The sequence below is a fragment of the Pseudocnuella soli genome (assembly GCF_004347775.1).
In the GTDB taxonomy this organism is placed as follows: domain Bacteria; phylum Bacteroidota; class Bacteroidia; order Chitinophagales; family Chitinophagaceae; genus Flavisolibacter; species Flavisolibacter aquaticus.
The window spans coordinates 651,139-669,137 of the sequence record NZ_CP037755.1 but is presented as its reverse complement, the minus strand read 5'-3'; the positions used below and the strand labels follow the sequence as shown (position 1 = coordinate 669,137).

Annotated in this window: 16 protein-coding genes; 3 read left to right on the top strand and 13 right to left on the bottom strand. The window is 50.3% G+C overall.

Annotated elements, in window-relative coordinates; all coding sequences use genetic code 11:
- Positions 1-738: 738 nt before the first annotated feature.
- The 4 genes from EPD17_RS02860 to EPD17_RS02845 all read right to left on the bottom strand — a co-directional run bounded on the left by EPD17_RS02860 (position 739) and on the right by EPD17_RS02845 (position 5,360).
- Entirely contained in the window at positions 739-1,470 is a 732-nt protein-coding gene (locus tag EPD17_RS02860) for a YqjF family protein (protein WP_132051609.1), read from the bottom strand.
- A 115-nt stretch (positions 1,471-1,585) separates the two neighbouring features.
- Positions 1,586-2,557, bottom strand: a complete 972-nt coding sequence (locus EPD17_RS02855; protein WP_132051607.1) for an alpha/beta hydrolase — start codon at positions 2,555-2,557, stop codon at positions 1,586-1,588.
- A 28-nt stretch (positions 2,558-2,585) separates the two neighbouring features.
- Positions 2,586-4,520 carry a glycoside hydrolase family 97 protein gene (locus tag EPD17_RS02850; RefSeq protein WP_132051605.1) on the bottom strand — a complete coding sequence of 645 codons (1,935 nt, stop codon included), beginning with the start codon at positions 4,518-4,520 and terminating at the stop codon, positions 2,586-2,588.
- Positions 4,521-4,826: 306 nt separating this feature from the next.
- Entirely contained in the window at positions 4,827-5,360 is a 534-nt protein-coding gene (locus EPD17_RS02845) for a hypothetical protein (protein WP_132051603.1), read from the bottom strand.
- Between the two features lie 202 nt (positions 5,361-5,562).
- On the opposite strand from EPD17_RS02845, the gene EPD17_RS02840 reads away from it, so the two are divergent.
- The gene (locus tag EPD17_RS02840; RefSeq protein ID WP_132051601.1) at positions 5,563-6,048 is read left to right on the top strand and encodes a CinA family protein; all 486 of its coding nucleotides are present in this window, start codon (positions 5,563-5,565) and stop codon (positions 6,046-6,048) included.
- A gap of 37 nt (positions 6,049-6,085) precedes the next feature.
- Here the strand turns inward: EPD17_RS02840 and EPD17_RS02835 are convergent, their stop codons facing one another.
- From EPD17_RS02835 to EPD17_RS19845, 8 genes are all read right to left on the bottom strand, one after another.
- A complete protein-coding gene (locus tag EPD17_RS02835) occupies positions 6,086-6,814 on the bottom strand; it encodes a hypothetical protein (RefSeq protein WP_132051599.1) in 729 nt (242 codons plus the stop codon).
- Positions 6,815-7,228: 414 nt separating this feature from the next.
- The gene (locus EPD17_RS02830) at positions 7,229-7,765 is read right to left on the bottom strand and encodes a pyridoxamine 5'-phosphate oxidase family protein (protein ID WP_132051597.1); all 537 of its coding nucleotides are present in this window, start codon (positions 7,763-7,765) and stop codon (positions 7,229-7,231) included.
- A gap of 54 nt (positions 7,766-7,819) precedes the next feature.
- The gene (locus EPD17_RS02825; RefSeq protein ID WP_132056188.1) at positions 7,820-9,799 is read right to left on the bottom strand and encodes an alpha-ketoacid dehydrogenase subunit alpha/beta; all 1,980 of its coding nucleotides are present in this window, start codon (positions 9,797-9,799) and stop codon (positions 7,820-7,822) included.
- 275 nt (positions 9,800-10,074) lie between these two features.
- Positions 10,075-10,422 carry a phage holin family protein gene (locus EPD17_RS02820; RefSeq protein ID WP_114234774.1) on the bottom strand — a complete coding sequence of 116 codons (348 nt, stop codon included), beginning with the start codon at positions 10,420-10,422 and terminating at the stop codon, positions 10,075-10,077.
- An 89-nt stretch (positions 10,423-10,511) separates the two neighbouring features.
- Positions 10,512-11,795 carry a M16 family metallopeptidase gene (locus tag EPD17_RS02815; protein ID WP_132051595.1) on the bottom strand — a complete coding sequence of 428 codons (1,284 nt, stop codon included), beginning with the start codon at positions 11,793-11,795 and terminating at the stop codon, positions 10,512-10,514.
- Between the two features lie 15 nt (positions 11,796-11,810).
- Entirely contained in the window at positions 11,811-13,049 is a 1,239-nt protein-coding gene (locus tag EPD17_RS02810) for a M16 family metallopeptidase (RefSeq protein WP_132051593.1), read from the bottom strand.
- Between the two features lie 135 nt (positions 13,050-13,184).
- Complete coding sequence (locus EPD17_RS02805; protein ID WP_132051591.1) at positions 13,185-14,393, bottom strand: aspartyl protease family protein; 1,209 nt, start codon at positions 14,391-14,393, stop codon at positions 13,185-13,187.
- A gap of 35 nt (positions 14,394-14,428) precedes the next feature.
- Positions 14,429-14,596, bottom strand: coding sequence for a hypothetical protein (locus EPD17_RS19845; RefSeq protein ID WP_165929503.1), 168 nt, complete (start codon positions 14,594-14,596; stop codon positions 14,429-14,431).
- A 19-nt stretch (positions 14,597-14,615) separates the two neighbouring features.
- Here EPD17_RS19845 and mqnC point away from each other — a divergent pair, with 19 nt between their 5' ends.
- On the top strand, positions 14,616-15,740 hold the full coding sequence (gene mqnC, locus EPD17_RS02800; protein ID WP_132051589.1) for a cyclic dehypoxanthinyl futalosine synthase: 1,125 nt from the start codon (positions 14,616-14,618) through the stop codon (positions 15,738-15,740).
- A gap of 193 nt (positions 15,741-15,933) precedes the next feature.
- Positions 15,934-16,608: a hypothetical protein gene (locus tag EPD17_RS02795; RefSeq protein WP_123893386.1), complete on the top strand. Its 675-nt coding sequence runs from the start codon at positions 15,934-15,936 to the stop codon at positions 16,606-16,608.
- Between the two features lie 5 nt (positions 16,609-16,613).
- Here the strand turns inward: EPD17_RS02795 and EPD17_RS02790 are convergent, their stop codons facing one another.
- Positions 16,614-17,966: an amidohydrolase family protein gene (locus EPD17_RS02790; RefSeq protein ID WP_132051587.1), complete on the bottom strand. Its 1,353-nt coding sequence runs from the start codon at positions 17,964-17,966 to the stop codon at positions 16,614-16,616.
- Positions 17,967-17,999 lie beyond the last annotated feature (33 nt).

Genomic DNA, 17,999 nt, shown 5'->3' with positions numbered 1-17,999 from the left:
TTTTAATCTATAAAAACAGGGTGTTCACCGAGGGTTACTGCCTTGCGGACGTAAAGCGTTTTTAAAACACTTAACCGCAACATAGCTTTGTGTAACAAATCCAAACAATCCTAGAAAAAAGAAAAGTAAAGCAATCCAAATCCTGAACAAACCAATCCAGTAATCCTGAAAAACCGGCCCCGTTTTTATCCTTGTATCCAATGAAAACTGTCTAGACGTCTGTATCCGTGAAAATGTACTGAACCGTCCAACGCGTCTAACCTAATCATCCCCTTTCTTTTGAAAGGGGATTTTAGTTGTTGCTATAAACAAGCTGCATAAATATAAACAAGCTGCATAAACTTTCCCTTCATCGTGGACCATGTAGGATTACAACAAATAAGTTCGGCGCTGCTGAAACGAATTTAGCATGAAAAGCCTAGGCGTTGCAAGCGCATCCCAGACAGCATGATTTAGAACAGCACTACATATCTGCTTTTAATTGCGCCTGTCCCATAACGCCGGCTTTTTGTAAAGATGGTCTAACCCCGGTTTTTCATGCTTCCGGCTTTTTTCTCCCCCGTTTGGGCGATAATAACAGTTTAACTGTACCACGCAGGACCAAATGGATTATCTTGCGTCCGGTTTTTCATAGGATATTGGATTTTACACGAGGCTGGGTTTCTACCCGGCCTTTATTTTTTTGTGAAACATGTACATGCTGTCACGCCGCATCCGGCTCATGCAATTATAATTTTATCAAACTACCGGCACCTTGTTCCAGGCAAGTACCTGCACACCATCTGAATAATGAACTATATCGGGCTGATCCGACAAGGCAATGCCACCAACGCGGTATGCAACCTTCAGTTGGAGCTGCTCCACAGTATATAAATTCCAGGGCCTGTGGTGAATGTCGTAGCGGTATATGGTGTTCCCTTTTTGCAGGTACAAACAATACTTCTCGGTAAGGAAATGGTCAAGCGCCGATTTTTGGCTTTGCCCGCTGCCGATCTTGAACGATGCCTGCAATTGAAAATCCCGCCTTTTATTGATGGATGTATACGGTTGGTTTGCCCCGTTGCGGCGCAGCATCGCAGCGGTTTCGTAAGGCAGCCCCGACAGGTTTCGTGCAATAAATGCAAAGAGCCCATTGCCTGCTTCGATGCTTAAAAAATAAACACCCGGCTTGTTGTCCACCCGCACATAGGTACGCAGGTTTATTTCTTCGAAATTGGAAACAAAGCCCACGGCGGGCAGCCCCCTGGGCCTAATCTGCTCCATGGTAAATGCCACCAGCGACACCCACGTTTCGCTATTATGCATATCCAGCTCGAGGCCCGGCGGAACCAATGGCCGGAGCAAATCCTGAGGCACTTTCCAATGCAGGAACAAGGCCCGGTTCCATTCCTGGCAATAGGTCCACCGTGTAGCGGGCAGTTCCCACGGCCGGTGGTCTATTGCATTGATAATGGCATCGATTGACCTCATAAAACTGTTGGTATCAAAACGCGACTGAACTGGGACAAAGCTGTTGGTTTTAATTGCTTCAATTTAAAACAACAGGTGGTAAAAAAGCAATCGACTGTTGCCAAAGCTTTGCCTGCTATTGTTGTAAATAAGGTGCAGGAACCGGTATATCACCATTCAAGAATTGGGCTACTTCGGTTGTCCATTCCCGTTTGTATTTTGTCAAATAATTTTCATGTCCGGCGTGCGGAAAAGTTACCAGCTTTTTGAGGCCTGCCAGGTTGTTGAAGATGTTTGCCGTTTCGCTTGCCGTTACTTTTTCATCTTTTGCGCCATAGAACAACAATACCGGGCACTGGATGTTGCGGGCATATGCAACCGGGTTGTGGCTATATGCATTGAACCCATTTTGCACGCCACCCCAAAACACCAGCAGGTGGGCCATGGGAACCGCAGGAATACCCATAGTCGCAAAGCGGTTTTTTACCGTTTGCAGCATGGTGGAAAACGGGCATTCCAAAATAAGCGTGCTTACAGGCAGTGGCTCATCGTTCATTGCTTTCATAACAGCGGCCGCACCCAGCGAAGTACCAAACAACATGATGTTTTCTTCACCATTCTCTTTTAGAAATCGCACACAGGTTTTTACCTGTTCCGCTTCTTTAAAACCAATGGTGGTTTGATTGCCCTCCGAGCCGCCGCTGCCCATAAAATCAACCAGCATAGTGCTGTACCCCAATTGCCGGAAGATGGCGCCTTTATCGAGCAGGGATGATTTTTCGCCGCCATAACCATGAAAAAGCACAACGGTACCTTTGGGGTTTTGAACCCTCATCCACCAGCATTCAATTTCCTTATTGCTCCGGAGCCTGATGGTGGTGTAAGCGGTATCGGGCAATGCTTTGGCTTTGGGCCGCGGGTTGCTTACGCCGAAAAGGGCCAGGTGCAATTTATCTGCAATGGAAAGCTGCGCAGCGCTTTTTGTTTTTACAGGCGACGCATCAAAATGCGTGAACTTATAAGCATGAAAAAAGGCAACGGTATTCATCAACATGAATAGCACCAGTGCAGTCCATAAAAGGCGGCGTACTAATTTTTGACGCTTCATTGTACCATGACTTTGCACCGACCAATCATCATTGCACCGGCGTTATTGAAGCAGCAAACCCGCCCCTGCGCAACAACCACACATCTATTTCCGATTCGGCAGTTACCTTATGGTATTGCACATTAAATTCCCTGTCGTGTTTTCCATCGGCAATCAGCGTAAGCTTGTATTGCACGCCGGACTGCAAAAAAGAAAGCTTTACTTTTTTACCCCGTTCGCGGTTGCCGGCGCTGATGCCGCCCAGGTACCAGTTGGTGCCTTTACGCCTGGCCATCACCACATCGCGGCCGGGATAGCCATCAACCAGCTTTGTATCGTCCCAGGAGGCGGGCAGATCGCGCAGGAAAAACTTGGCCGCAGCCGGCAACTGGTAGTATCCTTCGGGCCGGTCGGCCAGGTGCTGCAGCGCCGACTCGAACAACACCGCCAGCGCCAGCTCGTGGCCAAACGATGTAATGTGGGCAAACTGCGAGTTGGTAAAAGTTACCGGCGTATAATCCATCGAGCCCACTACGTTGCGGGTAAAGGGTAAAATGGTATTGTGTTCCGGAGCCGTTGTGGTCAGGTCGGGGCCATTGTTGTACCACTCAGCGCCCCGCACCGCCTCATAGGTCATGAGGTGCGGGTAGGTGCGGGCCCAGCCGCGGGGCACCAGGCACCCGTGGAAATACACCATCATTTCATACTTCGCCGCATCGTCCAGTATATCGAGGTAATACTTGATCATGTCCTGCTTCTCGCTTTCAAAAAAATCGATCTTCACACCGGCAACGCCCAGCTTTTTCAGCTTGGTAAATTCGGCTACCCTGTTCTCGTGGGTCAGCATGCGATCTTTAGGAGTGGAAGATACCCAGGTATGATTGCCACCGGAGTTGTACCACATCAGCGGTTTTACACCTTTTGATAAAATATACTTCAAGGCATCTTCCATATTACCGCCGTTGGTCATGCTGTCCCACTCCCAGTCGAGCAGGGTGTACGGCCAGTTCATTTCGGCGGCTAGGTCGGCAAATGCCGTAACGATCTTATAATCTTTGGTGCCGTGGTTGCTCGACCAATAGTTCCAGGAAACGAGCCCCGGTTTTATCCAAGAAGTATTTGCCACCACCGAAGGCGTCGATACATCATCGGTAAGGGTAGAAGCCACCACATCCTGCAGGTTGCCTAGGATCATTACCCGCCACGGCGACTTCCAGGGCAGCGTTATGGTAGGCGCCGATTCGCCCATGCCGCGACCATCTTTGGGGTTGGGAAAACTAAGCTTGTACTTCGATTTTTCAGCCACGTTACTCAGCTTGGTACCGCAGTAATTTCTGTCCAGGTCGGCTTCGTGCAGCAGCACCCAACAGGCTTTGTTGCTGCTGTTGAAAAGCGCCGGGTAACACCATTCCTGCTGCTGTAATTTATCGCCGCTCATTGCGGTGTACAGCCCTTCGTTTGCAGGATTCCATTTCTCCAGCCACCGTATCGCATCATCCGCAAAACTGTACGCCGTGTATTCATCTTTGATCACGAATGTTCCCCCTTTTTCGGGAAACTCGTAGCGAAAAGTAACGCCGTCGTTATAGGCCCGCACAATCAGGTTCAGCTTTGCTTTGCTCCCATTTTCAAAATAGGCAGTTACCTCGTTGGCGCTGTTGCTGCATTGGGATCGTTTGCCGTGTACGGCAGTGTATTGCTCTGTAATGGGTTTGGGCTTTGCAGCTTTTAAAAAACGCAGCGCTTTTGCAAAATCCTGGTCGGCCCGCGAAAGACCAAGGTCGATCCGCGAAACGGCTTCGGTAGTGCGGCCACTATCGGTAAAAAATACTTTTAAATACCAGCTGCCCTGGTCGGTGCCCTGCTCACTGTGCAGCGCAACCGAAATTTTTTGATTGGGGGAATTGAATGTTAGTTTTTGGGCTTGTGCAGTTACCGAACAGGCCAGCAGGCAGCAGGCAAAATAAAAATTACTAAAACGCATTGTGTGTTATACATGCTTTTTGCGAAGCAAATGAAAACGAACGAAGGTCCTTATTTCATTTGCCTCTTTGTTCGACTAGTGAGGTACCAGTGGAAAGATACGCGTTATGGGTAAGGAGTTACTGTAAAGGCAGCAACATAATTGCGGCAAGCAGGTGGCTTATTTGCGAAAAATGCGCCCTACTGCTACCGGCGTGGTGTAGAGGAGTTTCAAAAAATCTTTTGTTTCTGGTACATTTTATTTTGTAAAAAATGTTGCAGCAAACCTGCACCATCCTGCCTGAATAACCTTTGCAACAAAAGCGCACTAACGTTGTAGCTTAAACGAATTCATGAACCGGACGGCATCCTTGTTTGCCGCCTTTTCTGTTTCCGAAAGGGTTTGTATAAAATAAGCCCGGTTGTGCACCAGGTACATGCGAAAACAAATGATGGCCTGCCCATTGCCATAATCCACGTTTACCTCCCGGCCCAGAAAGCCCTCGATGCTGATTTCTTTTTCGGAAATCAATTTGCCATTTACATTTTTTACGGCGCCATCAACACTGGCCCTGAAAAATTGAGGCAGCAGTTCTTTTTTCCCGGAGTTGATGAGCGAATCGGGATAATCGCTGGCAATAAAAACATAAGCCAGGTTGCTGTCTGCTTCATTTTTACTTTCAAATGAAGCAATCTTCATTTCGATATCGCCCACCGCTGTTGGCACCGATTGGGTGGTGATGCTGGGCTCCTGCGGAAATTCGATGCTCATTTGCTGGTTCTTGTACAGGAACCATTCGGCAAAATGATGAAATACTGAGGTGCTCAAACAAAAGAGTAAATAAAGAAGGGTCGTTTTCATATGTACAGTTTTGGCTGTGTAAGACAAATGTAGCTTAAACGACAACCTCTTTTTATGAGCGTTTTCTTCAAGAATTAAACTATAGTATAGTGCAGTTTGCCGACCAACATGCTGGCATTAGCGGCCATTGTTTTAAGTTAAGCCGCCCGGCTGCAATAGCTGGCAAACTTTTTTCAGCAATGTTGCCAAACCTTTTTAGCGCATGCAGTACAACGAAGATGTAGTGAATGAAATCAAGGATATACTCACCAAAAAGGCGCAAACCGTGGCCGTTGCCGAAAGCGTAACCGCCGGCCACATGCAGGCAGCCCTGTCGGCCGCCGTAGAAGCTTCGAAGTTCTTTCAGGGCGGCATTACGGCCTACAACCTGGGGCAGAAATGCCGGCACCTGCAGGTAGATCCCATCTTAGCCAACGGCTGCGATTGTGTGGATGAAACGGTGGCCCGCACCATGGCGCTGCGAGTGGCCCCCATGTTTGCCGGCCACTACGGCATTGCCATTACCGGCTATGCGGCACCCATGCCCGAAAAAGGACTGAATGAATTGTATGCCTGGTATGCTATTGCACACCACAACGAGGTTTTGCTTTGCGAACAGATCAGCACGGGCAAAGAGCGGGTGGAAGCGCAGGTAGATTATACCAACCAGGTCATGCGCAAATTTTTGGACCTGCTTCGTAAAAAATGAACGAAGAACCTGTTATTCTTTTTTGTAAAAAAGCAATTTACTTAAGAGTGCCGGTGACTTTGCTTTTTCGATAGGCTCTTAATTGCACGCTGAGGTAACCTACCATTTCTTCCCTCGACGGATGCTGCCGCAGCCACTCGTAGCTGGGTGTGTATTGCCGCATAAAATCGAGCAGTTCGCCATCTTTCAAACCAGTATAAAAAGCGACCATCTGTGGGGGAAAACGGTGATCAATGTAAGCCTGCTTTTCCATGTTGTTGAACATCCGTTCGGCCGCCCTTTTGCCCCGGTATTTCTTTTTAAAAAACCGGTCGAGGTTGATCACCAATCCAAAGCCTTCATGGCGGCTCCGGTCCAAAGCAGTTAGCGGGTAGCCTTTTGCTTCTTCAAATTCGGCCCTGCGGCTAAAGCTGTCCATCTTGTATTGTGCATACCCCGATTCAACCGTTACGTTTTGCAGCACTATTGCCGCCGGCGCCAGTAAAATGGTAATGGTATCTGCAAACAGCGCTGAATAGCGCAACGTGTCCTGTTTATATTTCGGGGCACGGGCATAAATAAGATCGTTGGGTGCGGCACGCAATACAAAAAACCCACGGCTATCGGTTTGCACCCTCTGCTTTGTAGCGGCATTGGTGAGGGTGCCGCCGCGTATGGGCAGTTGGGTAAGACTGTCGCGCAAATAGCCGCCCACCATTCTTTGCTGTGCATTTGTTGCAGTAACCAAAAACAAGAGCATCAAAGCAAAAGCAAACTGCCGGAACATAGGCGTTGGTTGTGCACTGAAAGTAGGAGAACAAAAGATAATATGCGGTTAAAGTGCAGCAGGCCTTGCTGGCTTTATTGGTGCGGATCAGAAGTTCGTGAGCAGTTCACCAACAATAGTATAAGCTTTCGCAATAGTTGGTGTGCGGTGAAGCTTTGCGAATGGCCCACAAACAACAGGTTAGTGAGTTACCTGTAGGCGGCTTGTTCTTTTACTTTTCTGTTTGCCCAAAAAAGTAACAAAAAAGGGCCCCCGGAATCAATGACGGCCGATTCCGGGGTTGTACCCTGATGAAGCTTTGTTGCTACTGTGGCGAAGGGCAGCAGATTATTATTCAGCAATAAAAAATGCTGTTTAAATGCATCATTCAAAATGCATTCAAACAGCACTGCTCATCTTTTTAATGTGGATGCTTTACACACTCAATGTTCCTTCAATCGAATCATCCAATGTAGTACCGGTAATGGCGCCGGCCACACGCTTCAGCAGGCCAATGGCCATGTTGTGTTTGGTATCCCAATAATATCCTTCTTCCGGATGCACGGCAATTACGGTGATGCGCGGATCGTCCACACCTTCGGTAAACCAGGTCTTTAGCATGGGGTTCCACAGTTCCTTAATTTTTTCTTTGTCCGTGCTGATGGTGGCCCTGCCACGCAGGTGCAAAAAGTCGGAATAATCGGAGCCCTGCAACATCAGCTGCACCGAAGGATTGGCAGCGATCTGCTGGTTTTTATGGCTGTCATTCGAGCTTAAAAAATACAGTGTTCCGTCCTCATCGGTTTCTTTCAATGCCATAGGGCGGGTAACAAGGGCGCCGCCGCCAATGGGCTCGGTGCAAAAAAAGCAGGTGCCTGCCTTGCCCGTCAACTCTTTAATCTTTTCTGCCGCGTTTGCGCCCTGCAGGTCTGCGCGGTTTTCTTCGGGCTGTTGTTGGTTGATGCTGTCCATTTTTTTATCACATGGTTTATCAAAAACAATACCCTTTGATTGCGCCTATTTTACTCAGTAAGCCAACAAGCGCTGCACGGTTTGGTGCAGCCGCCTTTTTGCCAAAAAGCTTTGCTCCAGTTCGGCATTGAACGGCACCGGCGTATCCAGCGAGGCACAGCGGAGCACCGGCGCATCCAGCCACTCAAAACAATGCTCCGCAATCCAAGCAGCCACTTCGCCGCCAATACCGCCGGTAAGCGTGTCCTCGTGCAGCATCAACACTTTGCCGGTTTGGCGCACTGTTTCCGCAATGGCTTCGTAATCGAGCGGCAGCAGGGTGCGCAGGTCCAGTATGTACAACGAAATTTCGGGGTGGGCGGATGCGTATTCCATTGCCCAATGCACACCGGCTCCATAGGTAATGATGCCAATGTCACTACCGGGCTGCACAGTGCGGGCCTTGCCGATGGGCGTTTCAAAATAACCTTCGGGCACGGGCCCGCTGATGCTGCGGTACAGTGCCTTGTGCTCGAAATAAATAACCGGGTTGGGATCGTTGAAGGCGGCAATGAGCAGGCCTTTTGCATCTTCGGGTGTGGATGGGTACACCACTTTCAACCCCGGTGTGTGCACAAACCAGGCTTCGTTGCTTTGGCTGTGAAAAGGGCCGGCTGCCACACCGGCGCCGGTGGGCATGCGAATCACTACATCGGCCGGCTGCCCCCAGCGGTAATGCATCTTGGCCAGGTTGTTTACGATCTGGTTAAAGCCCACCGACACAAAGTCGGCAAACTGCATTTCCACCACGCTTTTAAAGCCCTCGAGGCTCAGGCCCAGCGCCGCACCAATGATGGCGCTTTCGCAAAGCGGCGTATTGCGTACCCGCGCTTTTCCAAACCGCTCCACAAACCCTTCGGTAATTTTAAATGCGCCACCATATTCGGCAATGTCCTGGCCCATCAGTACCAGGTTGGAGTGCTGCTCCATGCTCTGGCGCAGCCCTTCGCAAATGGCGTCGATAAAGCGCACCGGCCGCGAGGGCATTTCACCATTATGCTGTTCGGCGGGTTGGTGTGGCGTGTAAACATCTGCCGCTTCTGTTGCTGCGCTTACCACGATTGGTGCGCTGTTAAAACCAATGCTTAATTCGTATTCGATCTGTTGTTTTTGCTCACTCCGGATGGCGGCAATTTCAGCTTCAGTAATAATGCCTTCTTGGAGCAACCAGTGCTCGTATGCTTTGATGGGATCTTTTTGGGCCCACAGCTCAAAGAGTTCGGCAGGCACATACTTGGTGCCGCTGGCTTCCTCGTGGCCACGCATCCTAAAAGTGGTGCATTCAACGAGGTAAGGCTTTTGTTCGCGGATGCAATATTCCCTAATGCCGCGGATGGTATCATACACTTCGAGGATATTGTTGCCATCAATAACAATGCTTTCCATGCCATAGCCGCGGCCCCTGTCGGCCAGCGATGCACAGCGGTACTGTTCCGATACCGGTGTGCTCAGCCCATAGCCGTTGTTTTCAATAATAAAAATGACAGGCAGATCCCACACAGCGGCTACGTTGAGCGCTTCATGAAAATCGCCTTCCGAAGTGCCGCCATCACCTGTAAATGCCAGCGCTACTTTTTCTTCGTCGCGCAGTTTGGCCGCCAGTGCAGCGCCGTTGGCCAATGTAAGCTGCGGCCCTAGGTGCGATATCATGCCGCAAACATGGTGCTCTTTTGAACCAAAATGAAAGCTGCGTTCGCGGCCTTTGCTATAGCCATCCTGTGCGCCCTGCCATTGCTTGAATAATTTATGCAGCGGCATACCGCGGCCGGTAAACACGCCCAGGTTGCGGTGCAGCGGCATCATCCATTCATCGGCCGCCAATGCAGCTGTTGCGCCCACCGAAATGGCTTCCTGCCCAATGCCGCTGAACCATTTGGAAATGCGTCCCTGCCGCAGCAGCACCAGCATTTTTTCCTCGATGAGGCGCGGCCACAGGAGCTTTTGGTACAGCGAAACAAGGGTTTCGGTGGTCAGGTCTTTTCGGTGAAACTGCATCATACAACAAGTGGAAATTCAAAAGGCAAAAGTTAGCAGGATTCCGGCTTCTTTGGTGGATTCGTTGCCTTTACTTTTTTGCAGGCGCAAAAAACTACCCGCGATTGATTGCGGCGCATTTGGGAAAATGCTTTGATGGTGTAGTGGTGAAGTGCTGTGAAACTTTGAATAAAGAATAAATGATTGTGTCTTTTGCTATACTGTTTGCTAACATCGAGCAACGCAATTAGCAACATCCACTTTTGCCTTTTTACTTTTACTTCTTGCCCTATTTCTTATGCCTCGCTTTTTTTTGCCAGCCCCGTAAAAATGGAATTGACGACGGAAACGACCAGGCTAAATAAAAGCGCCGCAAACCAGCCCTCTACATTAAAGCCATCAACAATGCTGGCGGTCCATTTGATAATGAGTATGTTGATAACGAGCAGGAACAATCCCAGCGTAACGATGGTAACGGGGATGGTGAGCACCACCAGGATGGGCTTTACAAAAGTGTTGAGCAAGGCCAGCACCAGGGCCACCAGCAATGCCGTTTTTACATCGGCAATGGTAACGCCGGGAATAATATAAGCAGCAATGAGTGCCGCTGCAGCCGTTGCCAGTATGTTGAAGATGATGCCCATAGGGGAAGCTATTAGCTGTGAGCCATCAGCCATGGGCAGTTAACATCAGTACAAACTAATAGCTAACAGCCAATTGCTAACAGCTTGTATTATACCACTACCAATTCGTAAAACTGATCTGGCTTCAGGTATTTGTTGGCCAAAGCCTGCAACTCCTCGGCCGAAGCGGATTTGATGGTATTGATTTGGTCGTAAAAATATTGGCCGGTAAGCCCGTTGAGGATGATGTTCTTCCAGCGGTTGATGATGTGGAACGGACCGTCCAAATCGCCCAAGATCGAACCCATCATATAGTTGCGCACCAGCAGCAGTTCTTCGTCATCCACCGGCTCGTTGCGCAGGCGTTCCATTTCCTTGTATACTTCGGCAACAGTGGCTTCGCTTACATCGCGGCCCGCCTCGGTGCTGATGACCCAGGCACTTTGCTGCAGGTGGTTTTGCAAATAACTATAGATGCCGTATGTATAGCCTTTGTCCTCACGAATATTGCTCATAAGCCGCGAACCAAAGAAACCGCCAAACAGGTTGTTGAGCACCTGCACTTTCATAAAATCAGGGTGGTGGCGGTTGGGAAAAGGTGATGCCAAACGGATGGCACCCTGTACGCCCTGCTGGTCGTTAATGACGCGGTATTTTCTTTCCGTTGCAGGAACAATAGCCGGCTCGGGCACATCCACCGTTTTTATATTCAGGTCACCAAACGACTGGTTGAGCAACTCGAAAATATTTTGCGGCAGCTTGCCCGCCACAAATATGATCAGTTTGCCCTGTTGGTAATATTCGCTGAAAAACTTTTTCAACTCCTCCTGTTCCAGTGCATCAAAGTCTTCAAACTTGCTGTACTTGCCGTAAGGATGGTCTTCGCCATAGAGGTACGTATCAATCAGGCGGCTGGCCACAAAGTCGCTTTTCTTCAGGTTTACCCGCAGGCGCTGTTTCATGTTTTGCCTATAAGTGTCCAGTTCCTCCTGCGGAAAAACGGAATCGGTAACCAGCTCTTTTACCACCGGCAGTAGGTGCGGCAGGTGTTTCGACAGCGTGTGAATGGAAAGCGTTGCGGTTTCGTTGTAGCAGTTGCGGTTCATGTAAGCACCATAGTATTCAAAGTGCTCATTGATCTGAAACGCATTTTTCTGCGAAGTGCCGTTTTTAAGTAAAAAGTTGGTGCTGGCCGCCACCAGGTTTTTATGCTCGTACGAGTTGCCTGCATAAAACACCCATTCAATCTGCAACACATCTTCGGTGCCGGCGTTGATGGCGTATACTTCCACGCCATTATCGAGCACTGCTTTTTCGTAAGGTTTCAGCTGCAGGTCAAATTCTACAGCGTCTTTTATGCGGGGCGGATTTTTTCTATCCAGCGTATTGTTCATCTGTTGGTTTGTTCTTTATTGCTTCGCAAAATAATACAGCGTAGTGCTGTTGCCTTCGGTAAACACTTCGTTCATCAGGCTGTGAATGTCCTGCGCCGTTACCTGCTGGTAGCGGTCCAGTTCTGTATTCATCAAACCGGCATCGCCCAGCAGCTCATAAAAAGCAAGGCTGTTGGCGCGGTTCATAATGGTCATGTCCTCAAAAGCGATCATGCTTTCGGTTTTGTTCTTTACCTTCTGCAGTTCGGCTTCGGCAATCACTTCTGCCTTGAGCTTTTCTATTTCGGCATTCACGGCCGCTTCGGCGTCTTCCATTTTCACACCTTTTACCAGCTTGCCTTCAATGGTCAGCAGGCCGGGGTCTACGGTGCCGTGGTGGTAGCATTCGATATTGGAAAACAGCTTTTGCTCTTTTACCAAGGCCTGGTACAGCCTTGATGAACCGCCACCGCCCAAAACTTCGGTAATCAGATCGGCTGCATAATAGCGGGGATCGGTACGCGAAAATATATGCCAGCATTTATACAGGCTATCGAGCGGCACTTTGGCAAACACTTCCAGCTTGCGTGCTGCGGCCTGTGCAGGCTCGCCGGGCAGGTTGCGTACATAAGGCTCACCGGCTTCAATAGGGCCAAACCATTTTTCAGCCAGTTCCCGCACCTGCTCGGTAGTTACGTTTCCGGCCACTACCAGTATGGCATTGTTGGGGCGGTAAAAACGAAAAAAGAAATCTTTTACATCCTGCAGTTGTGCATTTTCAATGTGCGACAATTCCTTGCCGATGGTCATCCAGCGGTAAGGGTGCGTGGTATAGGCCAGTTCCCGCATTTTCAACCACACATCACCGTAAGGCTTGTTGAGGTAATGCTCTTTAAATTCTTCGCACACCACTTTGCGTTGCACGTCGAGGCTTTTTTCGGAAAAAGCCAGCGACAGCATGCGGTCGCTTTCCAGCCAAAACGCGGTCTCCAGGTTTTCGGCAGGCAGCTGTATGTAATAGTTGGTGAGGTCGTTGGAGGTGTACGCATTGTTCTCGCCGCCGGCCATTTGCAGCGGCTCATCGTACTCCGGAATGTTGACGGAGCCGCCAAACATCAGGTGTTCAAACAGATGCGCAAAACCGGTCTGGGCGGGGTTTTCGTCCCGGGCGCCCACATCATACATCACATTTACCACCGCCATGGGCGTAGAGGTATCCTGGTGCACCAGCACCCGCAGGCCATTATTCAATACAAATCGGTCAAAATGTACCACTATGGAAAAGCTTTTATTTTTTTAGGTAAAACAGAGGGCAAAGGTAAAGCGGGAAAGCGTTTACGCATGCAATAGTTATGGCGCCGCCGCTGTTGCAGGCCGGGCCGATGCTACCCTGCAATAATTATCCCGCTTTTACCGCCGCCGGTTCTTTTTCAATATGCTTTGCATTTTAAAATCAAATTCCTGCAGCACGCCGTTGCGCAGCACAATGATCTTGATGCGTTCGCGGTTGCGCTGCAGTTCGGCCTTGAACGACTGCAGGCTTTGCACAAAATTCTTATTGATGGCAATCACCACATCGCCTTCTTTCAGCCCTGCCGCCTCCGCCGGCGAATCTTTGGCAACATCGCCCAGTAATACAACACCCCGGTCGTAATACAGTTCTATGCCGGTGTAGGTATAATCAAAGGCATCGGTAAAATGTTTGTTGGGTTCAAGGTAAAAATCCCGCTTGTCGTAATTAAGGATAATGTTGAACCGCCGCAGCAGGTCGTTGCCAATAAGGCCGCCCATGTATGGGTACGAGGTAATGTTGAATTCGTCTTCAAACACATATACCGGCACATTCCTGAACCGGTACGGTCCCAGTTTTACCTCGCGGATCACCGTTAGCTGCATGTCTATTTTACCACCCAGGCCCTGTGCCTGCTTGGCCCACAGCTTGCGTTTGCGGTGCAGCAGCGCACTGTCTTTTACAAAATCGGTGCTCAGCATCATGTTGAGGCCGGCGCCCATATCAAACAGGAACCGGGTGTTGGCGGCTTCCTCGTCCCTAACCCTTGCCGTGGTAATGGGCAAGGTGTTGATAAAAGGTTTCATTAAAAAACCGCCCCGTGGATAGCGGATAGCACCGCGGGTCCAGAACTCTACGTACGAAGAATCGAAATTGAGTTTGACAATGTACCGGCTCAGCACCGAGTAGCCAATGATGCCGTCGATGCGCATGCCATATACCGAGGTGAGCAGGCTGTAATCATTTACATGAAAATTGAGACTGTCAACGGTAAGCCCCGGCAGGTGCAACTGTTGGTTGTATAAAAAACTTACTTCCCTGATGCCGGCCACCCCGCGGATGGTGCGGTTGGAGGGCGTGGGCTTGAGCCCAAAATATTCAACGGTGGTGGAATCCAGCGAAATGCCGCCGCTGCCGGTATCGAGGATAAAATTGAGTGTGTCGGGTTTGTCGGAGTAGCGGGCCTGCAAAATCATAACGCCGCCGGTGAGCAGTTCCATGGGCATGCGGGTAATGCGGCGCGATGGCTGGATAAACTCTTCCTGTGCAGCGGCCCCAAAGCCTTGCAGCAGAAAAATGCAAATGAGCAGCAACCGGGTGGCATTCATATGGCAGTTGTAATTTACGATTTTGGTTTTACGATTTACGATTGATTAAACCCATCCGTTTTTCCAAAACAACAAACCCAACCGGAAAAAAGGTCACCCCAATCGTAAATCCCAAATCGTAAATCCCAAATCCGAAATCCTTTTTCTAAAATTTCATCAAAAACCTGCTCTTTGATCGCCATCAGGATTAATTGCTGCGGCACGCCGTAAATTTGTGGCCTTATGTCGCTTTCCACTCTTTATGATAAAGCCCTCAACTTCGAGTTTTTGAGCATCGAAGAGGGCATGCAGCTGTTTGAGCAGGCACCGCTCACCGACCTGATGGCCATTGCCGACAACCTGCGCAAGGTGCAGGTGCCGCATGGCAAGGTTACCTGGCAAATAGACCGCAACGTAAACACCACCAACGTTTGCGTGGCCAACTGTAAGTTTTGCAACTTTTACCGCATACCCGGCCACCCCGAGGCATACATTACCGATATGCCCGTGTACCGCCGCAAAATTGAGGAAACCATCCGCTATGGCGGCGACCAGCTGCTGCTGCAGGGCGGTCACCACCCGGGGCTGGGACTGGATTTTTACACCAACACCTTCCGGCAGATCAAGCAGGAGTTTCCTACAATTAAGCTGCATGCGCTGGGGCCACCCGAGGTGGCGCACATTTGTAAACTGGAAAAAGCAAGCCACCACGAAGTGCTGAAAGCACTAAAGGAAGCGGGCCTCGACTCGCTGCCTGGTGCCGGCGCCGAAATACTGGTGGACCGGGTGCGCCGCCTGATTTCGAAAGGTAAATGCGGTGCCGACGAATGGCTGGCCATCATGCACGAAGCGCACAAGCTGGACATTACCACATCGGCCACGATGATGTTTGGCCATGTGGAAACGCTCCGCGAACGTTTTGAGCACCTGGTAAAGATCCGCGAGGTGCAGGCCAAAAAACCCGAATCGGCAAAGGGCTTCCTTGCCTTTATTGCCTGGACCTTCCAGGATGTGGATACCCTGCTAACCCGCATCCGCGGCGTGCATAACCTGACCACTCCCGAAGAATACATCCGCATGGTGGCCATCAGCCGCATCATGCTGCCGAATGTGAAAAACATTCAGGCTTCGTGGCTTACAGTGGGTAAACAAACGGCCCAGATTTGCCTGCATGCAGGCGCCAACGATTTTGGCTCCATCATGATCGAGGAAAACGTGGTAAGTGCTGCTGGTGCACCACACCGGTTTACCAGCCGCACCATCCAGGATGCCATCCGCGAAGCGGGCTTTGAGCCGCAGCTGCGCAACCAGCAATACGAGTGGCGCGAACTGCCGGAAGCGATCGTGGAGCAGGTGGTGGATTATTAAGAAAAATGGTGCTTTATTGAAATTGAACAAAGAGGTATTGCGTCTCTTTTTTTAATTATAAAAAAGTAAAGAATTCAAGTCTTGTTTATAAAAAATGCCCTGCAACTGCGGGGCATTTTTATGCGTTCCATTTTACGCTATTGGTCCTGTTTTATGTTTTTGAAAATGCCTACATTCATTAAAACTTTTGCACATGAGAGGATTGCTTTTGCTGTTGCTGACCTGTGCAATGCAGCAGGCAATGGCCCAAAGTATTGAAGCGGCGCGGCATTCGCGGCCGCTGGCAATGGGCTCGCTGCCCCCCACCGAAATCTCCGACGATGTACAGCGCCTGTTTATCAAACAGCAATGGGTGCCCGGCACCGTTGTACTGAAAAACAACAATAATACCCTTCGCTTTCCGCTTCTTTTTGATGTGTACAGCAACCAGCTGTATTACCAAAAAGCCGGGCTGGTAATGGAGTTCCTCGAGCCGGTGCACCAGTTTACCATGCGCATCATGCGCAAAAACGACAGCGTGGACCTGCTGTACCGCAGGGGCTATCCTGTTTTCCAAAAAAATACCGACGCCACTTATTACGAAGTGTTGGTGGATGGGCCTTACCAGTTGCTGCGCTGCAAGGCAAAAACCATTTACCTGGTAAAAGAAGAAGTACCCGAAGAGCAGCGCACTTATCAAAAAGAATTGCTGTTTGCCTACCTGCCCGATGGCAAGCTGGTGCAGGTAAAAAAAGACAAGGCCCATTTGCTGGCGCAAATGCCCGATGCTGCAACCACCATTGAGCAAATAGCTGCGCAGCAAAAACTAAAATTGAAAAACGAAGAGCAGCTGGTACGCCTGTTTACCCTGCTCAACAAAGCCGGATAAGGAGCCTAGTGGCTGGCGCCTTTCACGTGTTCGGCACCCACATATATTTTACCCTCTTTCATTACAAAATGCGTTTGCAGCAGTGCATTGATGTTGGTATCGAGGCTGGCGTCAAAAGCCACCACATCGGCCCAGGCGCCTTTTTTTAACACCCCAATTTTTCCTTCCCAAGCCAGTTGTTTGGCTGCATTGCGGGTAGCCCATTGGAGCACTTCGGGCAGGGGCACGCCAGCTTCTACATAGCCAATCAGGTTGCGCTTTGATGTTTCGCCCATCGGGAAGGACACGTCCAGGTAATCGTCGCTGCCTGCGGCAATCAGCAGTCCTTTTTGGCGGCCGCGTTTGAGCAGCGCCGTTCTGTATTGCTGAAAGCCGGAAACGATTTGCGGGATCTCTTTTAACTCCTCAACGTTGCCCAGGTTGGCCATGCTGATGTATTCGGCGTATTGCGCACTGTCGCCAAATGTAGGCACCCACACCGTTCCCCTGCGGGCCATCAGTTCCATCGTCGAATCGGCAATCTGGTAGCCGTGTTCGATGCCGTCAACGCCACCCATTACTGCAGTCCACACCGCCGTGTTGCTGGTAGCATGTGCCGTTACCCTTACGCCATAGCGGTGCGCTTCCTGCACAATGGCTTCTATTTCGGCACGGCTCAGCATGGTGTTGTTGGGCGTGTTGTTGGCAAAAATCTTGATCACGCTGGCGCCCTGCGTCAGGTTTTCCCGCACGGCCTGGATGCCATCTGCAGCACTGGTTACCACGCGGTATTCATCGCCGGCCAGATGGCGGTGTTTATGCACCAGCCCGGGCAGCTGCCCACCTTCGGTGGATAAACCGGGACCGGAGCAACGCATCCGCGGGCCCGGCACCAGGCCTTCTTCAATGCCGCGGCGCAGGGCCACATCGGCAAACAGGCCCGAGTTGCCCAGGTCCTGCACGGAGGTAATGCCATTTTCGAGGTAGCCTTTTGCCCTGGCGGTGCCGTACACCGCCCGGTAAGCATCGCCTTCCAGCGTAAGCATGCGGCTCATATCCACAGCGCCTTCCAGCTCCATTTGTCGGGGATACACTTTTTCGCGGTACAGCAGGTGTGTGTGGCAATCAATGAGGCCGGGCATTACGGCGTACGCCGAAAGATCGACCACGCGGCTGAAGGTGCTCTTTTCCTGGGCGGTGAGTGCCGATTCTTCCTTAACGGCTTCAACGGTGTTGCCTTTTACCAGCACCACGCGGCCGGTGAGGAAACGGCCTGTTTCGCTGTCGAATAATTTACCGGCACGGATCAGGTAATTGTCTGTCTGCGCAGCGGTGCATAGTGAGCATGCAACGGCCAGGAAAAAGCAAATCCATTTCATGCGGGAAAAATAATATAATTCGGAGCACAGCCG

Coding starts and splice junctions, on each gene's coding strand:
- EPD17_RS02815 (WP_132051595.1), bottom strand. CDS start 11,795: ATGAACAATACGCTGGATAGAAAAAATCCGCCCCGCATAAAAGACGCT.
- EPD17_RS02840 (WP_132051601.1), top strand. CDS start 5,563: ATGCAGTACAACGAAGATGTAGTGAATGAAATCAAGGATATACTCACC.
- mqnC (WP_132051589.1), top strand. CDS start 14,616: ATGTCGCTTTCCACTCTTTATGATAAAGCCCTCAACTTCGAGTTTTTG.
- EPD17_RS02825 (WP_132056188.1), bottom strand. CDS start 9,799: ATGCAGTTTCACCGAAAAGACCTGACCACCGAAACCCTTGTTTCGCTG.
- EPD17_RS02795 (WP_123893386.1), top strand. CDS start 15,934: ATGAGAGGATTGCTTTTGCTGTTGCTGACCTGTGCAATGCAGCAGGCA.
- EPD17_RS02850 (WP_132051605.1), bottom strand. CDS start 4,520: ATGCGTTTTAGTAATTTTTATTTTGCCTGCTGCCTGCTGGCCTGTTCG.
- EPD17_RS02830 (WP_132051597.1), bottom strand. CDS start 7,765: ATGGACAGCATCAACCAACAACAGCCCGAAGAAAACCGCGCAGACCTG.
- EPD17_RS02820 (WP_114234774.1), bottom strand. CDS start 10,422: ATGGGCATCATCTTCAACATACTGGCAACGGCTGCAGCGGCACTCATT.
- EPD17_RS02860 (WP_132051609.1), bottom strand. CDS start 1,470: ATGAGGTCAATCGATGCCATTATCAATGCAATAGACCACCGGCCGTGG.
- EPD17_RS02790 (WP_132051587.1), bottom strand. CDS start 17,966: ATGAAATGGATTTGCTTTTTCCTGGCCGTTGCATGCTCACTATGCACC.
- EPD17_RS02805 (WP_132051591.1), bottom strand. CDS start 14,393: ATGAATGCCACCCGGTTGCTGCTCATTTGCATTTTTCTGCTGCAAGGC.
- EPD17_RS02845 (WP_132051603.1), bottom strand. CDS start 5,360: ATGAAAACGACCCTTCTTTATTTACTCTTTTGTTTGAGCACCTCAGTA.
- EPD17_RS02855 (WP_132051607.1), bottom strand. CDS start 2,557: ATGAAGCGTCAAAAATTAGTACGCCGCCTTTTATGGACTGCACTGGTG.
- EPD17_RS02835 (WP_132051599.1), bottom strand. CDS start 6,814: ATGTTCCGGCAGTTTGCTTTTGCTTTGATGCTCTTGTTTTTGGTTACT.